At 57.6% G+C, this 18,669-nt stretch carries 17 protein-coding genes and 1 pseudogene; 15 read left to right on the top strand and 3 right to left on the bottom strand.

The window, feature by feature from the left end; all coding sequences use genetic code 11:
- Positions 1 to 262 precede the first annotated feature (262 nt).
- Entirely contained in the window at positions 263 to 1,084 is an 822-nt protein-coding gene (locus H8K04_05850) for a sulfite exporter TauE/SafE family protein (protein ID UVT17074.1), read from the bottom strand.
- Positions 1,077 to 1,481: pseudogene (crcB, locus tag H8K04_05845) on the bottom strand (fluoride efflux transporter CrcB). The gene H8K04_05850 and the pseudogene crcB overlap by 8 nt, the downstream one beginning before the upstream one ends.
- 104 nt (positions 1,482 to 1,585) lie before the next feature.
- Between crcB and H8K04_05840 the strand changes: the two are divergent.
- Entirely contained in the window at positions 1,586 to 1,912 is a 327-nt protein-coding gene (locus H8K04_05840; GenBank protein UVT17073.1) for a YnfA family protein, read from the top strand.
- Between the two features lie 472 nt (positions 1,913 to 2,384).
- Here H8K04_05840 and H8K04_05835 read toward each other — a convergent pair whose 3' ends face one another.
- Positions 2,385 to 2,858 (bottom strand): JAB domain-containing protein, encoded by a 474-nt coding sequence (locus H8K04_05835; protein UVT17072.1) that lies wholly within the window; start codon positions 2,856 to 2,858, stop codon positions 2,385 to 2,387.
- 655 nt (positions 2,859 to 3,513) lie between these two features.
- Here H8K04_05835 and H8K04_05830 point away from each other — a divergent pair.
- The 14 genes from H8K04_05830 to H8K04_05765 all read left to right on the top strand — a co-directional run bounded on the left by H8K04_05830 (position 3,514) and on the right by H8K04_05765 (position 18,315).
- Positions 3,514 to 3,855, top strand: a complete 342-nt coding sequence (locus H8K04_05830) for a TrbC/VirB2 family protein (GenBank protein ID UVT17877.1) — start codon at positions 3,514 to 3,516, stop codon at positions 3,853 to 3,855.
- Between the two features lies 1 nt (position 3,856).
- A complete protein-coding gene (locus H8K04_05825) occupies positions 3,857 to 4,198 on the top strand; it encodes a VirB3 family type IV secretion system protein (GenBank protein UVT17071.1) in 342 nt (113 codons plus the stop codon).
- A 17-nt stretch (positions 4,199 to 4,215) separates the two neighbouring features.
- Positions 4,216 to 6,675, top strand: a complete 2,460-nt coding sequence (locus H8K04_05820) for a VirB4 family type IV secretion/conjugal transfer ATPase (protein ID UVT17070.1) — start codon at positions 4,216 to 4,218, stop codon at positions 6,673 to 6,675.
- 9 nt (positions 6,676 to 6,684) lie between these two features.
- Complete coding sequence (locus tag H8K04_05815; GenBank protein ID UVT17069.1) at positions 6,685 to 7,731, top strand: type IV secretion system protein; 1,047 nt, start codon at positions 6,685 to 6,687, stop codon at positions 7,729 to 7,731.
- 12 nt (positions 7,732 to 7,743) lie between these two features.
- The gene (locus tag H8K04_05810; protein ID UVT17068.1) at positions 7,744 to 8,460 is read left to right on the top strand and encodes a type IV secretion system protein; all 717 of its coding nucleotides are present in this window, start codon (positions 7,744 to 7,746) and stop codon (positions 8,458 to 8,460) included.
- 37 nt (positions 8,461 to 8,497) lie between these two features.
- Positions 8,498 to 9,253, top strand: coding sequence for a type IV secretion system protein VirB8 (locus H8K04_05805; GenBank protein UVT17067.1), 756 nt, complete (start codon positions 8,498 to 8,500; stop codon positions 9,251 to 9,253).
- A 13-nt stretch (positions 9,254 to 9,266) separates the two neighbouring features.
- Positions 9,267 to 10,193, top strand: coding sequence for a TrbG/VirB9 family P-type conjugative transfer protein (locus tag H8K04_05800; protein ID UVT17066.1), 927 nt, complete (start codon positions 9,267 to 9,269; stop codon positions 10,191 to 10,193).
- Positions 10,194 to 10,203: 10 nt separating this feature from the next.
- Positions 10,204 to 11,610, top strand: coding sequence for a type IV secretion system protein VirB10 (gene virB10, locus H8K04_05795; GenBank protein ID UVT17065.1), 1,407 nt, complete (start codon positions 10,204 to 10,206; stop codon positions 11,608 to 11,610).
- Complete coding sequence (gene virB11, locus H8K04_05790; GenBank protein ID UVT17064.1) at positions 11,591 to 12,700, top strand: P-type DNA transfer ATPase VirB11; 1,110 nt, start codon at positions 11,591 to 11,593, stop codon at positions 12,698 to 12,700. Before virB10 ends, virB11 begins: the two co-directional genes overlap by 20 nt.
- Positions 12,701 to 12,708: 8 nt before the next feature.
- Positions 12,709 to 14,826, top strand: a complete 2,118-nt coding sequence (locus H8K04_05785) for a type IV secretory system conjugative DNA transfer family protein (protein ID UVT17063.1) — start codon at positions 12,709 to 12,711, stop codon at positions 14,824 to 14,826.
- A gap of 14 nt (positions 14,827 to 14,840) precedes the next feature.
- Complete coding sequence (locus tag H8K04_05780) at positions 14,841 to 15,818, top strand: hypothetical protein (protein ID UVT17062.1); 978 nt, start codon at positions 14,841 to 14,843, stop codon at positions 15,816 to 15,818.
- Between the two features lie 18 nt (positions 15,819 to 15,836).
- A complete protein-coding gene (locus H8K04_05775) occupies positions 15,837 to 16,940 on the top strand; it encodes a hypothetical protein (GenBank protein UVT17061.1) in 1,104 nt (367 codons plus the stop codon).
- A gap of 46 nt (positions 16,941 to 16,986) precedes the next feature.
- Positions 16,987 to 17,265, top strand: a complete 279-nt coding sequence (locus H8K04_05770; protein UVT17060.1) for a hypothetical protein — start codon at positions 16,987 to 16,989, stop codon at positions 17,263 to 17,265.
- Positions 17,266 to 17,682: 417 nt separating this feature from the next.
- Positions 17,683 to 18,315: a hypothetical protein gene (locus H8K04_05765; protein ID UVT17059.1), complete on the top strand. Its 633-nt coding sequence runs from the start codon at positions 17,683 to 17,685 to the stop codon at positions 18,313 to 18,315.
- Positions 18,316 to 18,669 lie beyond the last annotated feature (354 nt).

The following is an 18,669-nucleotide window of genomic DNA, read 5'->3' as shown; positions in this document are numbered from 1 at the left end:
CAACTTAATCGTCAACGGTATTTATATTACTGCAGCTCACTGCCTGTGCCTGTTACGTCTTCGTGAATTCGAGGAATTGTTTCGCCCTATCGACATGCCTACTGGCTTTCAGAATTACCGCTCCCTGTTCAATGGTGGGTGAGCGTCAGCGGGTATTAGCCAGTGTTTCCCCGTTTGCTCCAGTGTGGGAGCTGAGTCCATGAAAAGGGCAATGATGTCAATATAGGCTGTACAGTCCCCTCCTATGATAAATGGAGGCGGTCTAGTGCCGCCAAATTTTGACTGCTGAAATAAGGAGAATGGCGGCGAGCAACGGCAGCAGGAAGGTACTCGGCACGACGCCAAGCAGCAGCGCACCGCTGAAGCTACCGACTAGTGACCCGCCGACCATCACCGATACGAATATTTTGTTACGGCTCAGCACGGCAAAGCTTTGGTCTTGGCTGTAGCGCAGGAATCCTATCAGCATGGTTGGCAAGCTCACCGCGAGCGACAAACTACCAGCCAGCTTGATGTCACAGCCGAACAGAAGAACGAGTGTGGGGATAAGGAATTCACCACCAGCCACTCCCATCAATGAGGCGACTGCACCAATCCCGAACCCAGCAATCAGCCCGGCAATAATTTTCACCCATCCACCCAGCAATGGCCGTTCAGCAGCACTCATATCATGACCCGCGAGTAGCACCACCGAGATGATGACGAGGAGTATGGCAATAATCCGGTAGAGCAACCCAGCGGGGAGCTTGGTTGCCCAGCCTGCCCCAATCCATGCCCCGGCCAGGCTTCCGGCTAACAAATTGGCGATGACCATCCAATGCGCCGCAATCTCGGCAAGCGGGACGGTGGTTGCGCGAAACGGCAGGGCTGAGCCAACCACGACCAAGCTCATCGCCTTATTCATGATGACCGATTCCAGCGCGGCAAACTGGAAGACACTGATAAGGAGAGGCAAGCGGAATTCCGCCCCGCCGAGTCCTATCAATCCACCGAGTACACCGATACCCGCTCCGCCGGCGAAGGCCGAGAAGATGTTCCGTTCTCCACGAGTAACGGTTACCCTAATATCATTTGCCCTACTCATTACTCCCCTGTTTACCGAACTGGCGCACGATGAAGAGTCCAGCGAACAAATCCCCTATGGACAACATCAAGGAAGCGATAATATGAACCGCTATCGACCCAATCTCCCCACGCTCAGAAAGCACGACAGCTTCGAGCGAAAATGTGGAAAACGTCGTAAAGCCACCGAGGATACCGGTGGTTAAGAACGGTCGCCATGATTACCGGGATCAAACTTGAGGGCAAAGCGGCCAGCCAGCAGACCCATTACGAGCGAGCCGACGACGTTGATCAAAAAAGCTCCCATAAGGAAGGACTGAGCCTATCAGGCGTGAGGTGGCAACGTTGCCGCCATGACGCATTGCACCCCCAACCCCGGCTCCGACAAAGACAATGACATAACCAGCGACAGCGTGCATTCAGCCGCCTTTGCGTTCTTGTTTCTGAAGGGTGATAGCATAACCGCCTCGGTACAGCACCCGGAAAGTTGAGCTTTTTCACATCAACTACCCAAGAAGGAGATTTGATGCTCACAATAATAATTTATATCGCGGCGGCCATTGCTGAAATTGCCGGGTGTTTTGCCGTTTGGTTGTGGTACCGGGAGGGCAAACCCCTACTCTGGCTGTTACCCGGTATGGTTTCCCTTGCCTTGTTCGCATGGTTACTTTCGCTCAGTCCCGCAGAATATGCAGGCCGCGCCTACGCGGTCTATGGGGGTATCTACATTGCAACCACGCTTGGTTGGCTGTGGGCAGTGGAAGGCATACGCCCCGACCGTTGGGATATCATCGGAGCAACCGTCTCCCTCATCGGCGCGGCCATCATTCTCTGGGTTCCACGTACATGATCTGTCCGGGACCTTCGTTCTTACCTCTGCATCGGCGGGCTTAACTTGGCTATAAGAACCGAACACATAGCAGTCCCCGTCCTTTCGCCGCAGCACCGCTTTACATTTATAGCATTCATAAACCTGGAAACATGCGTCTATCGGCCTTGCTTGTTCCACACTGCTCCGACGCTCCCCGCAGCGAACACTGTGTCACCACCACGCGCCTATACCGCACGCAGTAGTACAAAGGCGAGACCATGACACGTTCGTCGCCCCACGTTCTGGACATAATCTATTGGATATAAGTCTCGTTGGGCACCACGAGTGACAGCACATCATGGCCCCATCAGCATGTTGCCTATTTAGGTGTCCGCTGTGGCAAAAGCAGAGCATTAGTTGTGGTAGGGACGTGGAATGTGAATGTGTCGACATGCGTCATCTGCTTAGAAGATTCATCGAGAGGAGGTGCGAGCAAACTTTCGCTGTCGCCTCAGAGCGGCCAGCCCTGATCTGCAAAACTGTAGAGACCGTCGTCACCGAGAATGAGATGGTCGAGCAGCCTGATGCCTAGTACGTCTCCAGCTTCGCGCAGGCGTTTGGTGAGCGTCCTATCCTCAGGGCTCGGCGTGGGATCTCCAGACGGATGGTTGTGGACGGCAATGATCGCACAGGCGTTGAGAAGGATTGCGGTTTTGAAAACTTCCCGAGGGTGAACAATGCTGAGGGTGAGCGACCCGATCGAGACGATGTTCACACCAATACTGGTGTTCTTGGCATCGAGACAACAGACGAGAAATTGCTCGCGATCGAGCCCGGCAAAGCATGGGCGCAGCGCCGCTGCCGCGGCAGCGGAATCGCGAAGAAGACCGCAGGGAGCGGTGTGGCCACCCTCAGAAACGAGCGTGACACGGTAGCGCGGAATGAACTGTGGAACGGAAAGTCGGTTAACGGATTGTTTAGCCATGGTGGCACCTCCTGCATGTTGAACGAACTGGCGCTTTCGCAAAGACCAAAGCGCCAGGGCAGGACAACGGAGGTGACAGGGCGGGACTGCCGAAGCAGCACGGGCGAATGGAGACTTAGCGGCGGCCGTGACAGATCTGTGCTGGCGCGGACGTTGCGTCGGGCGATCCGTGTGCGACGGACACCCGGCCTTCCATGGCTGAACAATTTCGATTAACCGCCTCAGAATGAATTGCGAGCGTACCGTTCGATAACGGAGACCGATCTCTGCCACAACGACACGCACACACTTCTCTGTTGTCATCGACACAATTCAATCATGTGAACTCCGCACCTACGTAGTCACCACAGACTTGACCCAAAAAGTGAACCTCACTACATGTCACCCCCGTTTGGACAGTGCTGCGAGCACAGAATGGTATGCAGGCTCGCCGCAGAGATCACAGAGCCGCGGCAACGCCATTGCGTGGCGCCGTGGGATGCAAGCGGCGAGGATCAAACATCCGCATGGAGCGGTCATCGGAAAGGCGGTGTCCCCTGACGGTCCGGCGTTCGGCATGACAGAAACCAACTGTTCATCTATGGAAATCCAAATAGCAGTATTGGATATCGGCGGTGAAACCTCTCACAGAAAGGAAGAAAAGATGGAAGACGTGATGACGGAAGCGGGAGTGACAAAGGAACGTATTTCAGGGACCTGGAGAGAGGCCAGACGAGGGAATGGGCGTTTGATCGCGGCCGCCTCTTGGCTACTTGGAGTGGTCATCCTGTTGGAATCGGACCCAGTCTGGGCCCAGATCACCAAGGTGAACACGGTGATGCAGAATGTGCAAACGGTCCTGACGAGTGTCGCCGTGACACTCTTTACCGTCGCCATCATGTGGGCGGGATTCAAAATGGCCTTCAGCCACGCGCAATGGTCCGACGTGAGTAACGTCGTGATTGGCGGAATCTTGGTGGGCGGTGCCGCGGGAATCGCGGCCTGGCTGATCAACTAGCATGGACGGATTTCGCGATCCCATCTTCACTGGTTGCACGAGGCCCGCGATGTTGGGCGGCGTGCCAATTGTTCCGCTGATTCTGATCGGTGGTCTCGCGCTTTTGTTATCGGTCTGGCTGTATTACCTCGTGAGCGGCTACGTCTCGCTGGGACTTGTGCTGATCGCAATCTCGATCGTGCTCTGGATGCGGCAGACGACGAAGACGGACGATCAGCGCTTGCGCCAAGTGATGCTGCGGGCGCGTATGCGGTTCCAGCACGGACCGAGTCGCGCGACCTGGAGTGCCATTTCCTATGGTCCCCTGTCATGGAAGACACGACGATCACAGTGGAAAAGTTGAGTCATAGACCTATGTTGATGAGAACCAGAGTCGCCCTCACAAAAGCCGCGTCTGCGCAGATTCCCGCGAGTGACTATATCCCGCTGGGCACGGCGATCACGCCCACCGTCCTCACATTGACCGGCGGCGAATACCTCGCCTGTTGGAAACTGGAGGGGATCACGTTCGAAACGTCGGATCGTGCAGAAGTCCTGCTTCGCAAAGAAGCGCTGCACCAGTTTCTCCGATCCCTGGGTGGCGGTTCCTTTGCCGTTTGGTCCCATAAAATTCGGCGGGTCGTCACTGAGCGGTTAGAAGGCATCTCAACCAATCCGTTCTGTCAAAGCCTGACCGACCGCTACTATGGGTCGTTTGAACAGCATCGACAAATGGCGACGGAGTTGTACCTGTCCCTGTTGTACCGACCGTTTCCTTCCAAGATCGCAAGCTTCTTCACTCGCATGGGCACGCGCACCCTTGCCCAACGACGAGAGCAGGAGACCGGACAGCTGACCATCCTGGAAGACATGGGCAAACAGCTCGAAGCAAGTCTGAGCCGCTATGGGCCCACACGCCTCGGCACCTATACGAAACAGGACAACGTGTACTCCGACCAGCTGGCCTTTCTCGGCTACCTCATCAATGGAGTCTGGGAGGAAATCCCCCTGCGCCGGGCGCCCCTGGCGTCGTATCTCCCTACTTCACGCCTGCACTTCGGCGACCGGACGGGCATGATGGAAATCTGGCACCCGCGCGAACGGAAATTCGCCGGGTTTCTCGACATGCAGGAATACCCCCCGTTCTCTGAGCCGGGCATGAACAACGGCTTGCTCTATAGCGATGCCGAGTACATCGAAACCCAGAGCTTCTCATGCCTTAACAAACGTGCGGCCCTCAAATCGCTTGCCAATCAGAAAGGACATTTGATCGCGTCGGAAGACGCGGCGACGCGCGAGATCGAACAGATGGACCAAGCCGCGGATGATCTGCAGAGCGGACTCATCGATCTGGGCCAGTACCATTACAGTCTGGCGATCTTTGGCAACACGCTGGAATCGGTGAGCACCGCTCTTGCCGACGCACGGGCCACGTTTCAGGATGGGCCGGGTTTCAAGATGGCGCGGGTGGATGTGATCCCCGAATGTGCCTGGTTCGCGCAGTTACCAGGGAACTGGAGTCTGCGGCCCCGCGAAGCTGTCATAACGAGCCGAAACTTTGTCTGCCTCAGTCCCTTTCACAACTTTGCGCGCGGCAAACGAGCCGGCAATCCCTGGGGCGAAGCCTTGGCCCTGTTCAAGACCCCGAGCGGGCAGCCCTACTATTTCAACTTTCACGCGTCCCCGGAGGACCGGGATTCACGCGATGAAAAGTATCCCGGCAATACATTTATCTGCGGCAGCACGGGTGTGGGCAAGACCGCGCTTGAATTGTCTCTCTTGGCCTTCGCCACCAAGTACCAGGGCCTCCGCTGCGTGGTCTTCGACAAAGATCGCGGCGCGGAGATCGGCATTCGGGCGATGGGCGGGAAGTATGAGTCCCTGAAACGCGGAAGACCAACCGGCTTCAATCCCTTGCAGCTCGAACCCAACCCCCAGAATTGGCAATTCTGCGAACAGCTGGTGGCACAACTCGTCAAACAACCTGGTGACGAGATTCCACGGCTCACCGCGAATGAGCAAACCGAGATCAGCCAGGCCGTGCAGACGGTGATGAGTGAGGCGGTCTCACCGGACCTGCGTTGTCTGTCCCTCCTCCGTCAGAACCTATCTGCGACTGGCGACCAGAGTGTGCGGGCGCGGTTGAAGCGTTGGACCCGCGGTCACTCGCTGGGCTGGGCATTCGACAATCCGCATGAGACCCACAATACCAGCGAGGCACGACTATTCGGATATGACTATACAGACTTTCTGGATGATCCCGAAGTTCGAACCCCGATCATGGCTTATCTGCTCCATTTGACCGAACGACTGATCACGGGCGAGCCCTTCATCTATGTCATGGAGGAATTCTGGAAGCCGCTGCGAGATCCGGTGTTCGCGGACTTCGCCTTCAACAAACAGAAGACCATTCGAAAACAATCCGGCCTCGGCGTCTTCGTGACGCAATCGCCCTCGGATGTGCTGGGACATCCGATCGGGAAAACAATGGTCGAACAGAGCGTGACGCAAATCTTCTTGCCCAATCCTCGCGCCGACCGTGAGGACTATGTGGAGGGGTTCAAAGTCACGGAGGCGGAATTTCACATCATTAAGAATCTCGGGGAAGCGAGCCGCCTGTTTCTCGTGAAGCAGGGCCACAGCTCCGCGATCGTGCAATTCGACCTAGGCAGCATGCCGGATCTATTGAATGTCCTATCCGGCACGACGGACAACGTGACGTTGTTGGACCAGATCCGAGCCGAAGTGGGTGATGATCCCACAGTCTGGCTGCCTCTGTTCCATGAGCGTATCGCAGCACGGAAACGCCTCCGACGTGAGAACGGAAGAGGAGCAACGTAGAGGACACTTATGGGGATGGCGACCTACATCGAGCAGTCGGTCAATAACGCGTTGGACCACTACGTCGTGACCTCCAGCGATGCCGTCATCGGAGTGCTCACACCGATCGCAGTGACGGCGGTGACGCTCTATGTGATGTGGACCGGCTTACAGGTGTTGCGCGGCGACGTGCAGGAACCGGTTACCGCGCTTGTGTGGCGGTGGTTTCGCGTGGCGCTCATCACTGGGCTGACGTTGAACGGACCACAGTATCGGAGCCTCGTGAAAGAAGGGTTGGACGGGATTCAAGAGGCCTTCGCCTCCGCTTTCGGCGGAGCGCTGTCGATGGGAGGGACCATTGATCAGATGGCGAACCCTTTTACGACGCTCATGGAAACCCTGTTCACGGAAGCAAGTTCTGGACTGATGCCGCAATTCTCACTGTTTATCGCGGGCGCAATCTGCGCCACGGCTTCGATCGTGATGGCCTTTGTTGCGATGGGGCTCTTTCTCGTCGCGAAAGTGAGCCTCGCCCTGCTGCTCTCGGTCGGACCCGCCTTCATCTTCTGCGCGATGTTTCCGGTCACGCAGCGCTATGCGGAGAACTGGCTGTCCAGCTCGCTGGTCGCGGTCTTTACGAATATCCTCATCATGGCGGTCATCACCTTTCTCGCGAGCCTTCTGCGAAATGCCTGTCTGCATGTGCTGCAGGCCTATTCTGCCTCCTCCATTCTGGCGGATGTCGTCGGCCTGCTGTTTCTCTCCATCACCGCCGCCTATGTCTTGCTGCACGTCGCGTCGCTGGGGGCGAGTTTGGCCGGAGGCCTCTCGTTGGGAAACCCAGCCGGTGATGCCACCAGGAGAGGAATGGTTCTACTGCACGGCGTCACGTCCGGTCTGAGTCGGTTGATCCCATCAGCCATGGTCTCCACCGGGGGTTCCTTGAGTGGACCGCGAACCGCGGTGGCTCGCGCCCTGCTGAGCGCACTGCCTGCCGTGAGGAACCAGCCAGGGAGTGACCTCTATCAACGGGCCTCGTTGGAGCGGTTACGCAACAGCGTCTCGCGTAAGGAGTAAACCATGTCCCGCATGAAACGCACAGTGATAGCGATCGGCATTGCCCTGATGATCGTCGTGAGTCCAACGTCGAAAGCCCACACCACGGGAATTCCCGTCATCGACACGGCAAATCTCGTGCAATCCATCGTGCAAGCCCTCGCCTGGATACAACAGTTTCAGCAAATGCAGCAACAGATCCTCCAAGCCGACCAGCAAATTCACGCGATCATGGGTTCCCGCAACATGGGGAGTCTCTTGAACAATCTGACCTTGGCCGGAGTCGTCCCCTCCGACGTCAACGCTGTCTACCATGCGATTCGGTCTGGTGGGGTTCAGGGCCTGACCGCGGCGGCGCAGATCATCCGTCACAATCGCATGATCTATAACTGCGAAGGCAAGACCGGTGATGCCCTGCGCATCTGTCAAAACATGCTGAACCAGACGCCCCAAAGTCAGGCCTATTACGCGAACACCTATCAGATGCTGCTCGGCCGTATGCAGCAGATCCGGGCTTTGACGACTCGCATCAATCAGACCGAGGACGAAAAAGGGATTCTGGAACTCAATGGCCGGATCGCAGCGGAGCAGGCCCAGGTGAGCAACGACACGAACCGCATCCTGACGATGAAATCCATGATCGAGGCGGAAGAAAAAGCCGCGCAACAGGAACAGCAAGAACGAGTGCTTAAGATGTTGGCCCCCGGCACGTCCCGGACCTTCGACCACATGGCTCCCTGGACGCCGTAGTCCTGCCCATCAGACAGAGGACAAGAAAGTGGCTGAGATGACAAACAAGACGGATTCCTCACTCGTGAGTGTAGCGGACGAACCGCAATTCTACGATCAGGGTCGCGACTGGGATACCGACTGGCGGCTGAGGCTAGAGGCGTCGGAACGAAAGGCCTGGTGGGTCGCGGGGACCGCCTGCGCTCTGGCCCTGATCTTAGGGATAGGCATCGCCTGTCTGGCGCCGATCAAAACCACCGTCCCCTATGTCTTCGCAATCGATCGCGCCAGCGGCAACGTGGAGCTGGTGAGCGCGGCAGATGATCGGACCGTGCTGGGATATCAGGAATTGCTGGATAAACATTGGACGCAGAAATACGTGATCGCACGAGAATCTTACTCGTACCGGCTCCTCCAAGCCGACTACGACCAGGTCTTGGCGATGAGTACGGATGAGATCGGTCGAGACTACGCAGGCCTCTTTGACGGCGTGCACGCCCGCGATAAGCAGTTAGGGACCGGTATCGAATGGCGCGTGAATGTCTTGAGCGTGACCGTTCAGAGCGATGCGATTGGTCCGAAAGCCACGGTGCGATTCGAGAAGACGGTAAAGCGGACGGACGCTCACAGCGTCGAGCCGCCGCAGTATTTCATCGCGACGGTCTCGTTCGAGTACCGCCACACGATGAAAGGGCAGGAAAAGGATCTGATACAGAACCCGCTGGGCTACAAAGTGACGGGCTATCGGGTCGACGCGGAAATCGGGACGATGACGCCGCCGACGTCGGTCCTGTCGATGGTCGAGAAGAAATAGGGAGAGTCTGGTCATGCACGTCATGAACAAACACACAGGGTCGATCACGATATGTCTCACCGTCGTCCTTCTCTGTTCAGGAACCTCATCGGACGCGGCGGAGGTCCCGGAGCCTGGCGACGGAGATCAGCGAGTGCGTTACGTGACCTATCAACGTGATGAGGTGACCCGCGTGACGGTGCGCCGTGGTGTCGTCACGCGCGTTGTCCTGGGAGACGACGAACACATCGTCATCGCCGGCAGTGGCTTTCTCGCGGACTGTGCGAAGTCGGAAGCAGAATGGTGCATCAGGGCCGATATCGGGACCAATCAGGTCTGGATCAAGCCCAAAGACCATGCGACGCACAACAATCTGGAAATCCGCACAGACAAGCGGGACTACAGCCTAGAGTTCACCGTCGTGGGAGACCATCGTATCGAACGAAAGCAGAACGCCAGGCAGGGGCCACGCGAAAAAGATGAGCCGATGTACCGCGTCATTTTCCGGTATCCGCTGATTCCGTCACACCATGCCGCCATGACGGCGATGCAAGCCTCGGCCCATCGCGCAAAACAAGCTCGCGACAAGGCCGACGTGCTCGCCGAGCGGCTGGGCTCTTTTACACCCGAACCGCGCAATTGGTCCTATTCGATGGAGGTGCTTCCGGGAGGAGACGATATCGCCCCCGCGCTCGTATTCGATGACGGCCGCTTTACCTATTTTCTGTTTCCTCCCAATCGCGAGATCCCCGCCATCTTTTACTTCTCGCCGTTGGGCGAAGAAACTCGCATCAATTTTCACATGGAGAAGGAGCTCGCCGTCGTGCAGCGAATGGGGCGGCGGTTTGTGTTGCGCTTGGGCGATGCCGTGGTCGGCATCTGGAATGACGCCTACGACAAGACCGGCGTGCCCGCCATCGAAGGAACCACCGTCTCAGGTATTACCAGGACGCTACGCTGAAGGAACGAGGATGGAACAACCACACGAGTCGAGAGAGCGAGCTGAACAAAAGACACCCGCTGTGGATGGAATCGTGTCGGTCAACCACCACGCCGGTGGCAGGAACGAGACAGCGGCGCGCGCAGCGTTCCTGGTCGTGATGGCCATCGTAGTAGTGGTGGGACTCGTCTTCGCCGCCAATAGCTGGAGTGCGAAGCGGAAGGCGGAAGTGACAAATGAGGAACGGGCCGCAAAGGTAGAGAACAAACCGGCTCAAGTCGGACTGAGGCGGGTCTTTGAGACCGATCCCCTGCCACCTCAACACACAACGTCATTCGTGCGATTGACCAGCCAGTCGCCTGTCGCGTCCGCTGAACATGTGATGCGCTCGCCACGCGACAGAGGAATCGATGACGGAAGTCGACCAATGGCGCTTGCTGCTGACACGACACAAGGCAACGCATCACTCAGCACACGCTCTTCCAGCCGGTTCGGTGGGGAAGTCCTAGTGACAAACTCCCCTCCTTCGGACATTCCCCGGACTCAACAAGCGGGAACCGGACCAGACGCAGCCCTCTCCTTGGTACGCGAGCTTCTCAACGGCGCGAGACAGCCGGACGCGATGGGGTCCACGAGCATGTTGGGCGGACCAGCGATTCCTGTCAGCACGGCGACAGACACAGGCAGCTCGACACCTCCGTCGACTGGATACATGGGCGGACCCAGCGGCCCTTCGATTGGAGTGACAAGCGTCGGGCTCGCAGCCCCACCCGGTCCTGCGGCCAGCGGATCCGGTCCCATTGGTGGACTCCTAACGCCATCGGACACACCAAAAGTCCAGGCCGGTCTCTTGGGTGATCGCAACCTGATCTTGCCAAAAGGTAGAACCATCGACTGTGCCATGACCGTCCGTGTGATCAATGAAGTCGCCGGCATGGCGACCTGTGTCTTGAACAGCGATGTGTATAGCGACAACGGTCGCGTCGTGCTCCTCGAACGAGGATCGGAAGCGGTCGGCGAATATGCGGCGACAATGGCGCAAGGCCAGCGCCGTCTCTTTCTTCTCTGGACGAGGGTCAAGACGCCGACTGGAGTTGTTATCAATCTCAATTCACCAGCCTCCGACGCGCTCGGCACCTCCGGATTGGTAGGTGTCGTGGATAATCATTGGTGGGACCGTTTGGGCGCGGCCTTTCTTCTCTCGCTCGTCCAGGATGGGATCGGTTTGGCGACCGCAACGCAGGCCGGCGGCGGGGGCGCGCAAAGTCTCGGGATCTATCAACATTCCGCTACGACGGGGAATCGCATGGCGGAACTCATCCTCCAATCCACCATTAACATCAAACCCACGCTCTACAAGAACCAGGGCGACCGCGGGACGATCTTCGTCGCGCGGGATCTGGATTTCAGCACCGTCTATGAACTGCATCCCCACTGACCTGCTCGCGCACGACACGATGGTGCGCGAGTTGCTGCGGCCCTTGCTTCAGTATCTCGCGCTCCCCGGCGCCACCGAGATCGTGGTGAATCGGCCGCAAGAAGTCTACATCGAGGTTGGTGCAGCCTGGCAGCACCACCTCGCACCGGATCTGTCCCTCAATCAATTGACGGCGCTCGCGACAGCCATCGCAACCGCGACCGAGCAGGAGATCGGACCACACCACCCGATTCTCTCCGCCATGTTGCCGGATGGGGAACGGGTGCAAATCGTCGTGCCACCCGCAGTGGAAGTGGGAACCCTGTCGATTTCGATCCGCCGGCCCAGCGCCTGGATCAAGACACTGCATGAATATGAAACAGAGGGGGCTTTCAACCGCTATGTTTGGGGCAAGGCGGCGACCCTGGACTGTCGCGTCGCTGAGCTCGACCGAGATGAACGGCAGTTGGTGAACTATCTCGCCAGGCGTCAATTGGGTTCGTTCATTCGGGCGGCGGTGCTGGCGAAAAAGAATATCGCCGTCGTGGGGGACACAGGTTCCGGAAAAACAACGCTCATGAAATCAATCTGTCAGACCGTCCCGGAGCAGGAACGACTCATCACGATCGAGGATGTGCGCGAATTGTTGCTCCCTCAGCACGGCAACCGGGTGCATCTCTTGTATGCCAAAGGCGGACAAGGGACGGCGACGGTGTCGCCGTCTGAGCTGATTGCCTCCATCCTCCGCATGAAGCCGGACCGGGTGCTCCTCGCCGAGTTGCGCGGGGGAGAAGCGTTCGACTTCCTCAAACTCCTCACCACAGGACATAGTGGATCGATTACCTCCTACCACGCGGAGTCCTGTGCACTCGCAGCCGAACGCTATGTCTTCATGTGCAAAGAACATGAACAGGCGGCAACGTATGATGTGTCAACTCTGAAGCGCCTGGTGGCCTTGACCATCGACGTGATTCTCCATGTGGTCGCGCAGAATCACTACGACGAGGAAGGACATCCAATAAGAAAAGACCGCTACGTCGCAGAAGTCCACTATGACCCGATCGCAAAACTTGTCGCGCGATTCGGAGAAGCCACCCTTGTGAGAGCGTAGAGGAACCGATGTCACGCAAAAGCATGCGGATCGCGGTGGCCTTGTTGCTCTATCTCCCGCTTGGGCTCTGCGGAGCAGATGCCCTCGCCGGCGCCGTTTTCTCGCTCGCCAACAAACAGATGCCAGACGACCTCTCCCTGACTCGCTGGCCGGAGTCCTGGCGAGCCTATGGAGAGGATCCGATTCAGCGCAAGCGGCTGCAATTCTCCGCCGCACTCGGAGGGTTCGCCGTATTCGGCCTCCCGACGCTGGTCATGGTGTCCTTCACGAATCGGAGGAAACCGCTCCATGGCGAGGCGCGATTTGCGTCTCATGATGAAATTCAACAGGCCGGGCTCTATGGAGAGCGTGGCGTCATCGTGGGAAAGGTGGGGCGGCGGTACCTGGTGTACGCGGGCCAGGAATTCGTGTTGCTGGCGGCGCCGACCAGATCCGGTAAAGGCGTGAGCATCGTGCTCCCGAACCTGCTCCACTACGACGAGTCGGTCGTGGTCTTGGACATCAAAATGGAAAACTTCGCCTACACGTCGAAGTTCCGACAGGCGCACGGACATCAAGTATTCCTGTTCAATCCCTTTGGCGCGGACGGCAAGACCCATCGCTGGAATCCATTGGATGCCGTCGATCGCGACCCGAATCGACGAGTGGGCGAGATCCAAGCCATCGGGCAAGTGCTCTATCCGACGGAGCAGATCAAGGATGCCTTCTGGAACGAATCCGCCCGCAACCTCTTTCTCGGACTGACTCTCTACGTGATAGAGAGTCCGTCATTACCCTGCAGCCTGGGGGAAGTGCTCCGGCAGGCTTCCGGCAAGGGGCAGCCCATCAAGGACTATCTGCAAGACCTCATCAGCACCAGGGCCAAGAGTGCCGCCCCGCTGAGCGACGACTGTACGGCGCCCCTGCATCGCTTCTGCGCCACCAGCGAAAATACCATGGCGGGGATCCTCGCCACCCTGACGGCTCCACTCACAATCTTTAGTAATCCCATCGTCGATGCGTCAACGAGTGCGACGGACTTCGACCTGAAACAGGTGCGCGCGCAACGAATGTCCATCTATGTCGGCATTCCGGCCAATCGACTCAGCGATGCAGCGTTGCTGGTCAACCTGTTCTTCTCACAACTGATTCATTACAACACCGTCGACTTGCCCGCGACGAATCCCCGCTTGAAGTACCAGTGCCTCGTGATCCTCGATGAGTTCCCCGCCATTGGGCGGGTTAACATTCTCGCAAAGGCCGTCGGCTTCATCGCCGGCTACAATCTGCGTCTGCTGCCGATCATTCAGAGCCTCTCACAGCTCGAAGCGGTCTATGGTGAAAAGGATGCCCGCACCTTCGTCACGAACCACGCCTGCCAGATCCTCTTTGCGCCTCGCGAACAACGAGACGCACAGTACTATTCCCAGATGCTCGGCACGTACACGGCCGACGCGCTCTCGACCGGCACGAGCCGACCACTCGCCTGGGGCAACGGCAAACAGGCCTCGTCCAGTTCCACCCGCTCGGAACAGGCTCGGCCTCTGTTGCTGCCACAGGAAGTGAAGGAACTCGGAGACCAGCGGGCGATCATCAACCTGATGCATACCAAGCCGATCCTCTGCGACAAGGCACGGTTCTATACCGATCTGATCTTCGTCGATCGGTTGAAGCGCATCAGTCCATCCCTCGCCTCGGTCGGGAAGCGGATGCCAACCCAAGCTGAACTCGAAGAGGCGGCCTTCGTGAGCCGGGAGCTGTCCGTGGAGATTCCCAGGCTCGACCTGGAACTCCATCGCGCCAAAGCCGAACGACGGGTGCGTCCAGTACAACCTGATGAGCCGATCGACGTGTCGAAGCTGGCGATAGATCTGACCATACTGCCGCCGGTCGTTCCGCGCGACCCACCGACGTTCGAAGAAGTGAACGATTTGGTCGATGCCTTTGTTGCCCAACTGCAATGGACCGACAAGGTTGAGACAGGAGTCACTGCTGTGGAACGAGAAAACGGCGGAGTGAGTATCGAGCAGGGGGTGCCACACGGAGCCTCGAGCGGACCGACGGAGAAGATGAGTCTCGTGACCGAACGAGCAAGAACCCAGAGTACAGAGGGGAAGATTGATCGGTCCTTGGTGGATCGAGAGTGAGAAGAGAGGGACGTATGACCATATTCATCAGAAGGCGGACAAGACTTCTAGATTTTGTAATCCTCATCGTCTGCACCGCGACACTGTCTTGTGTTCAGAAGCCAGTGGTTCCATCCGGTGCGGCTCGCGTGCCCATCAATAGTGACGAGAAGATCCATCAGTACCGCGAAGGGGTGAAGAACGACCAGCGTGAGAAACAGGAGCGAAGTCTCCTGGCACGGCAGCTGGAAACGCTGGCACAACAGGTCCAGGAGTTGAGTACCGCGCTAACCATCGTGCAACTCCACCAGCAGGAGATGACCAAGGGCAAATCCCGGTCTGGCCTCGCGATCACCAAGACAGCACTCACAATCAATCCCCTTTCACCAGAGTGGAAAGGTCCACCGACGAGCGCCCTACCACCGCACGAAGGTGGTACCTCTCCGGCCGTGTCTGATCTGAGCCTGATACACACCGAGACGGACCAGAGTGCAGAAGAGCCTTCGACACCGGGTGGACTCACCTGTGGCATGGGCTTATCAGCAGCGCCATCCCCCTTCCCTTCTCCTCTGAAACCCGAAGAGCCGACCGACTCGTGGAGGCCACGAGTCATTGAATTGAGTAAACAGGAACAGATCGAATTACATCGCCATAGTGTCATCTTCCGGGTTTCTGAACGGGTGGGGCGTTCTGAGTTTTTTCCCAGCAAACCTCTACAATCGCACCTGAAACAAGTCTTGAGGCGAGGGTCTTGTCTGCAGGTGCGTGGGTATACGGACGGAGACAAGGATCGGTGGATCGAGCGTGAGACAGCCAAGCAGCGGGCCTACAAGGCACGTGCCTATCTCATCGCCCAAGGTTATGCCCCGAACCAAATCGAGATCACCGTCGTGCCCATTGGGGAACATGTAGCCGACAATGCGACGAAGAAAGGTCGGGCGAAGAATCGACGGGTGGAGATTGAAGTGAAGGAGCATAATCCGGCGTCCATCTGGCCGCAGTGGTACGGATAGGAGAGAGGAAGGGACACGATGAATGAACTAGGGCTGGGCGAGCAGCAACCAACCAAACGGAAGGACGAGCGGAAGCCTGCGGACGGAATACAGGACGAGAACCCTGGACAACCACAACTGAATCAGCGTCGTGACGCCGCCGAATCCTTGCGGAAGCGCTTCATCGAAGCCGGCGAGCAATTTTACTACCGCACGGCAATCGGCGAGCCCACGAAGGTTGCGTTTACTGATCACGGGAAAAGACTAGTCACGGAACATGACGACCCGAGCGTGATTCAGGGGATGGTACTCCGGGCCAAAGCGAAGGGCTGGACCACCGTGCGGGTGAACGGCACTCCTGAGTTCAAAACGGAAGCGTGGGTGCAAGCGACAATCGCCGGACTTGATGTAGAAGGCTATACGCCGCGTGCAGTCGATTTGGCGCGCGCGGAGGACCGCAGGGAACCGCGCCCGGTCCGTCGTAAGACGGCACAGCAGCCTGTCGAACGCGAAGCGTCTCCTCATCGGGCGACGGATGATCATGTCAGAAAACCAGATGAGAGCCTGAGCGCCGGCCAACAAGTCGCGGTGGCCACGCTCGAAGCAATTCTGAAGGCACGGGGGGATTCCCCCACAATGATCGCTGCGGCCGTTCAGGAAATGAAGACGCGATTGCAGGGTGAACGAGTCGTGGTGGGCACCGTTGTGGACTACGGCATAGACCACTATGGACACGATGTCCAGAAGGACAAGAGTTATTTCGTGAAGATACTGACTGCTCGTGGTGAACGAGAGATCTGGGGCATCGATCTGGCGCGCGCCCGCGAACAGAGAAACGTGCAACGGGGTGATGCAGTGGCGCTGGTGCAACAGGCGCACGAGAGCGTGACTGAGGCGGCTCCGCTGCGGGATGAGTCTGGCGAATCAATCGGCTCGACTTCACAACCAGCGATTCGGAATCGGTGGGAGATCCTCAAGCTTGACTCTCGCGGGGTCGTTGAACAGCATCAACTGAACGAGGCGTTGCGTGTCGGCACACAGGAACCGATCGTGCCTCGGTTCGATCACACAGCAACACGGACTGATCACACGTCGAATATCACACGAAGCCCTGCCTTGGAACGGACACGAGGCGGCCGGTGACTCATGTCGTCGAGAACATGTCCCCGGATCGTACGGAGGTGAGCCCATGATTTGGGGGAGGAGACGCGACTGGATCGTGACCCTTGTGGGAGTGGGCTTCCTCATCATGGCCCATGATGCGCCGGCTCAAACGGCGCCTAAACCGTCCTTCTTGGAGGGTGACGCCAGGCTGGCCTGTGAATGTCTCCTGTGCTTATCAGCAGGCACGCAGGCTCCGAAGGAATGCGAAAGCGCATTGATGAAATACTACTTGATCCAGGGAACGAGTCCATTCCAAACGCTGGTGAAGCGGCAGAACTTTTTACAGCTCTGCCCGAAGAAATAGACTCACCAGCGCATGTCGAACTGAAGGGATCGCCCGGTGGTCCCGTCACAAGACCGAGCTACGGTGCCAGGTTCGCCGTTGCACAACACCTGCAGACGCGGTGACTGGGAGTAGCCCCTACCAAGATCAAGCTTCTCTCCTAAGATGCCCGCGTTTGAGCTCCACATTAATTAAAAACTAGATTTAATTAATGTATGATTTATCCCTCGTTAGTGCTACGTATTTCGACTCTCCCTCTTGTGTAGAACTTATCCTACCTCAAGGGAATGGTCCCAAAACCTGTCCTTCCTCATAACAACACGGCGCCACGCGCCTCCTCCGTCTGCTATCTGGGCAACGACATGACGTACAGGGGGCTCGTGAGGCGTGCGGATTCGCGAGTCACCACATATCAAAGGGAAGGAAGGACGCACTATTATGCAGAAAGATCGATTGGCGACGCTCACCATGGATATTGTTGTTAACCATCCGACCAAGCGCGCGGCCCTTGACTCGGTCCATTCGAGGCTCAGTCCCTGGGCACAGGCCGAGTGGGACCGTGCCCGCAATGGTGTATCCATCATTGAACGAGCGGCCCACCTCGGTCACTCGATTCGGGAACAACGTCGCTGCGACGAAAGCCTGATTCAACACATCTTTGCAGCTCTCGATGGACGGACTTGTGTCGTCCTCGACGCAACCTATTGCTTCATGACTAAACGGATGCTGGACCGGAGGACGGGACGACGCATCCCTCCTGACGCGGTGCGCCGCTTTGCGTCGCAACCGATCGCTAGTCTGCTCCTTTGCCCCCGCGCACATCAGGATTTGAAACAACGAGGCGTCGACACGATCGGCGACCTCCTGCTTCATGCCTATGAATGGCTATCGCCGAAGCGCTTAGCACCCGGCAAGCCGGTGATGAATGTCCGGCTTTCGGTTCGCCGTTGTCTACGGATTCTCGGTGTGGAGATCGTCTTTCCCGAGATTAGACAGCGGGCGATCTATTGTCCGTGCTGTGAGCACACCGAGACGGATGTGATGAAGATCGTCGCGTTAGCCGGGGTGTGAGTGAGAACAAGGAAATGAAAGGGGCCATCATCTGAATGAATCATGGCCCTTGCAGCAAGAGAACAAATGCTGAAAGACTCAGATTTCATCCAGACTCCATCCGGGCTCTTTTAGAAGCGGACCACGGTCACGTTGTAGAACAGACCTTTACCCCGAGACCTTCAACACACTTTGCCGTTGCAGGCCGCACAGCGACGAACAGCGAACTTGCCTTGCATCACTGCAAATCTCGAAGACGAGATCAATTCGCCGATGCCTTGATACAAAAGCAACGGTGCAGCCGGTTTGCGGCGGTTGCACCTGCCTTCTAAGCTCTGTTCCTTTCGTCGGATCGCTAAAAGGGTAAGCCACGAC

It is taken from the genome of Nitrospira sp., from assembly GCA_024760525.1.
Taxonomy (GTDB): domain Bacteria; phylum Nitrospirota; class Nitrospiria; order Nitrospirales; family Nitrospiraceae; genus Nitrospira_D.
Note: the sequence above shows the minus strand (reverse complement) of the source record. Positions and strands in the feature narration are given on the sequence as shown.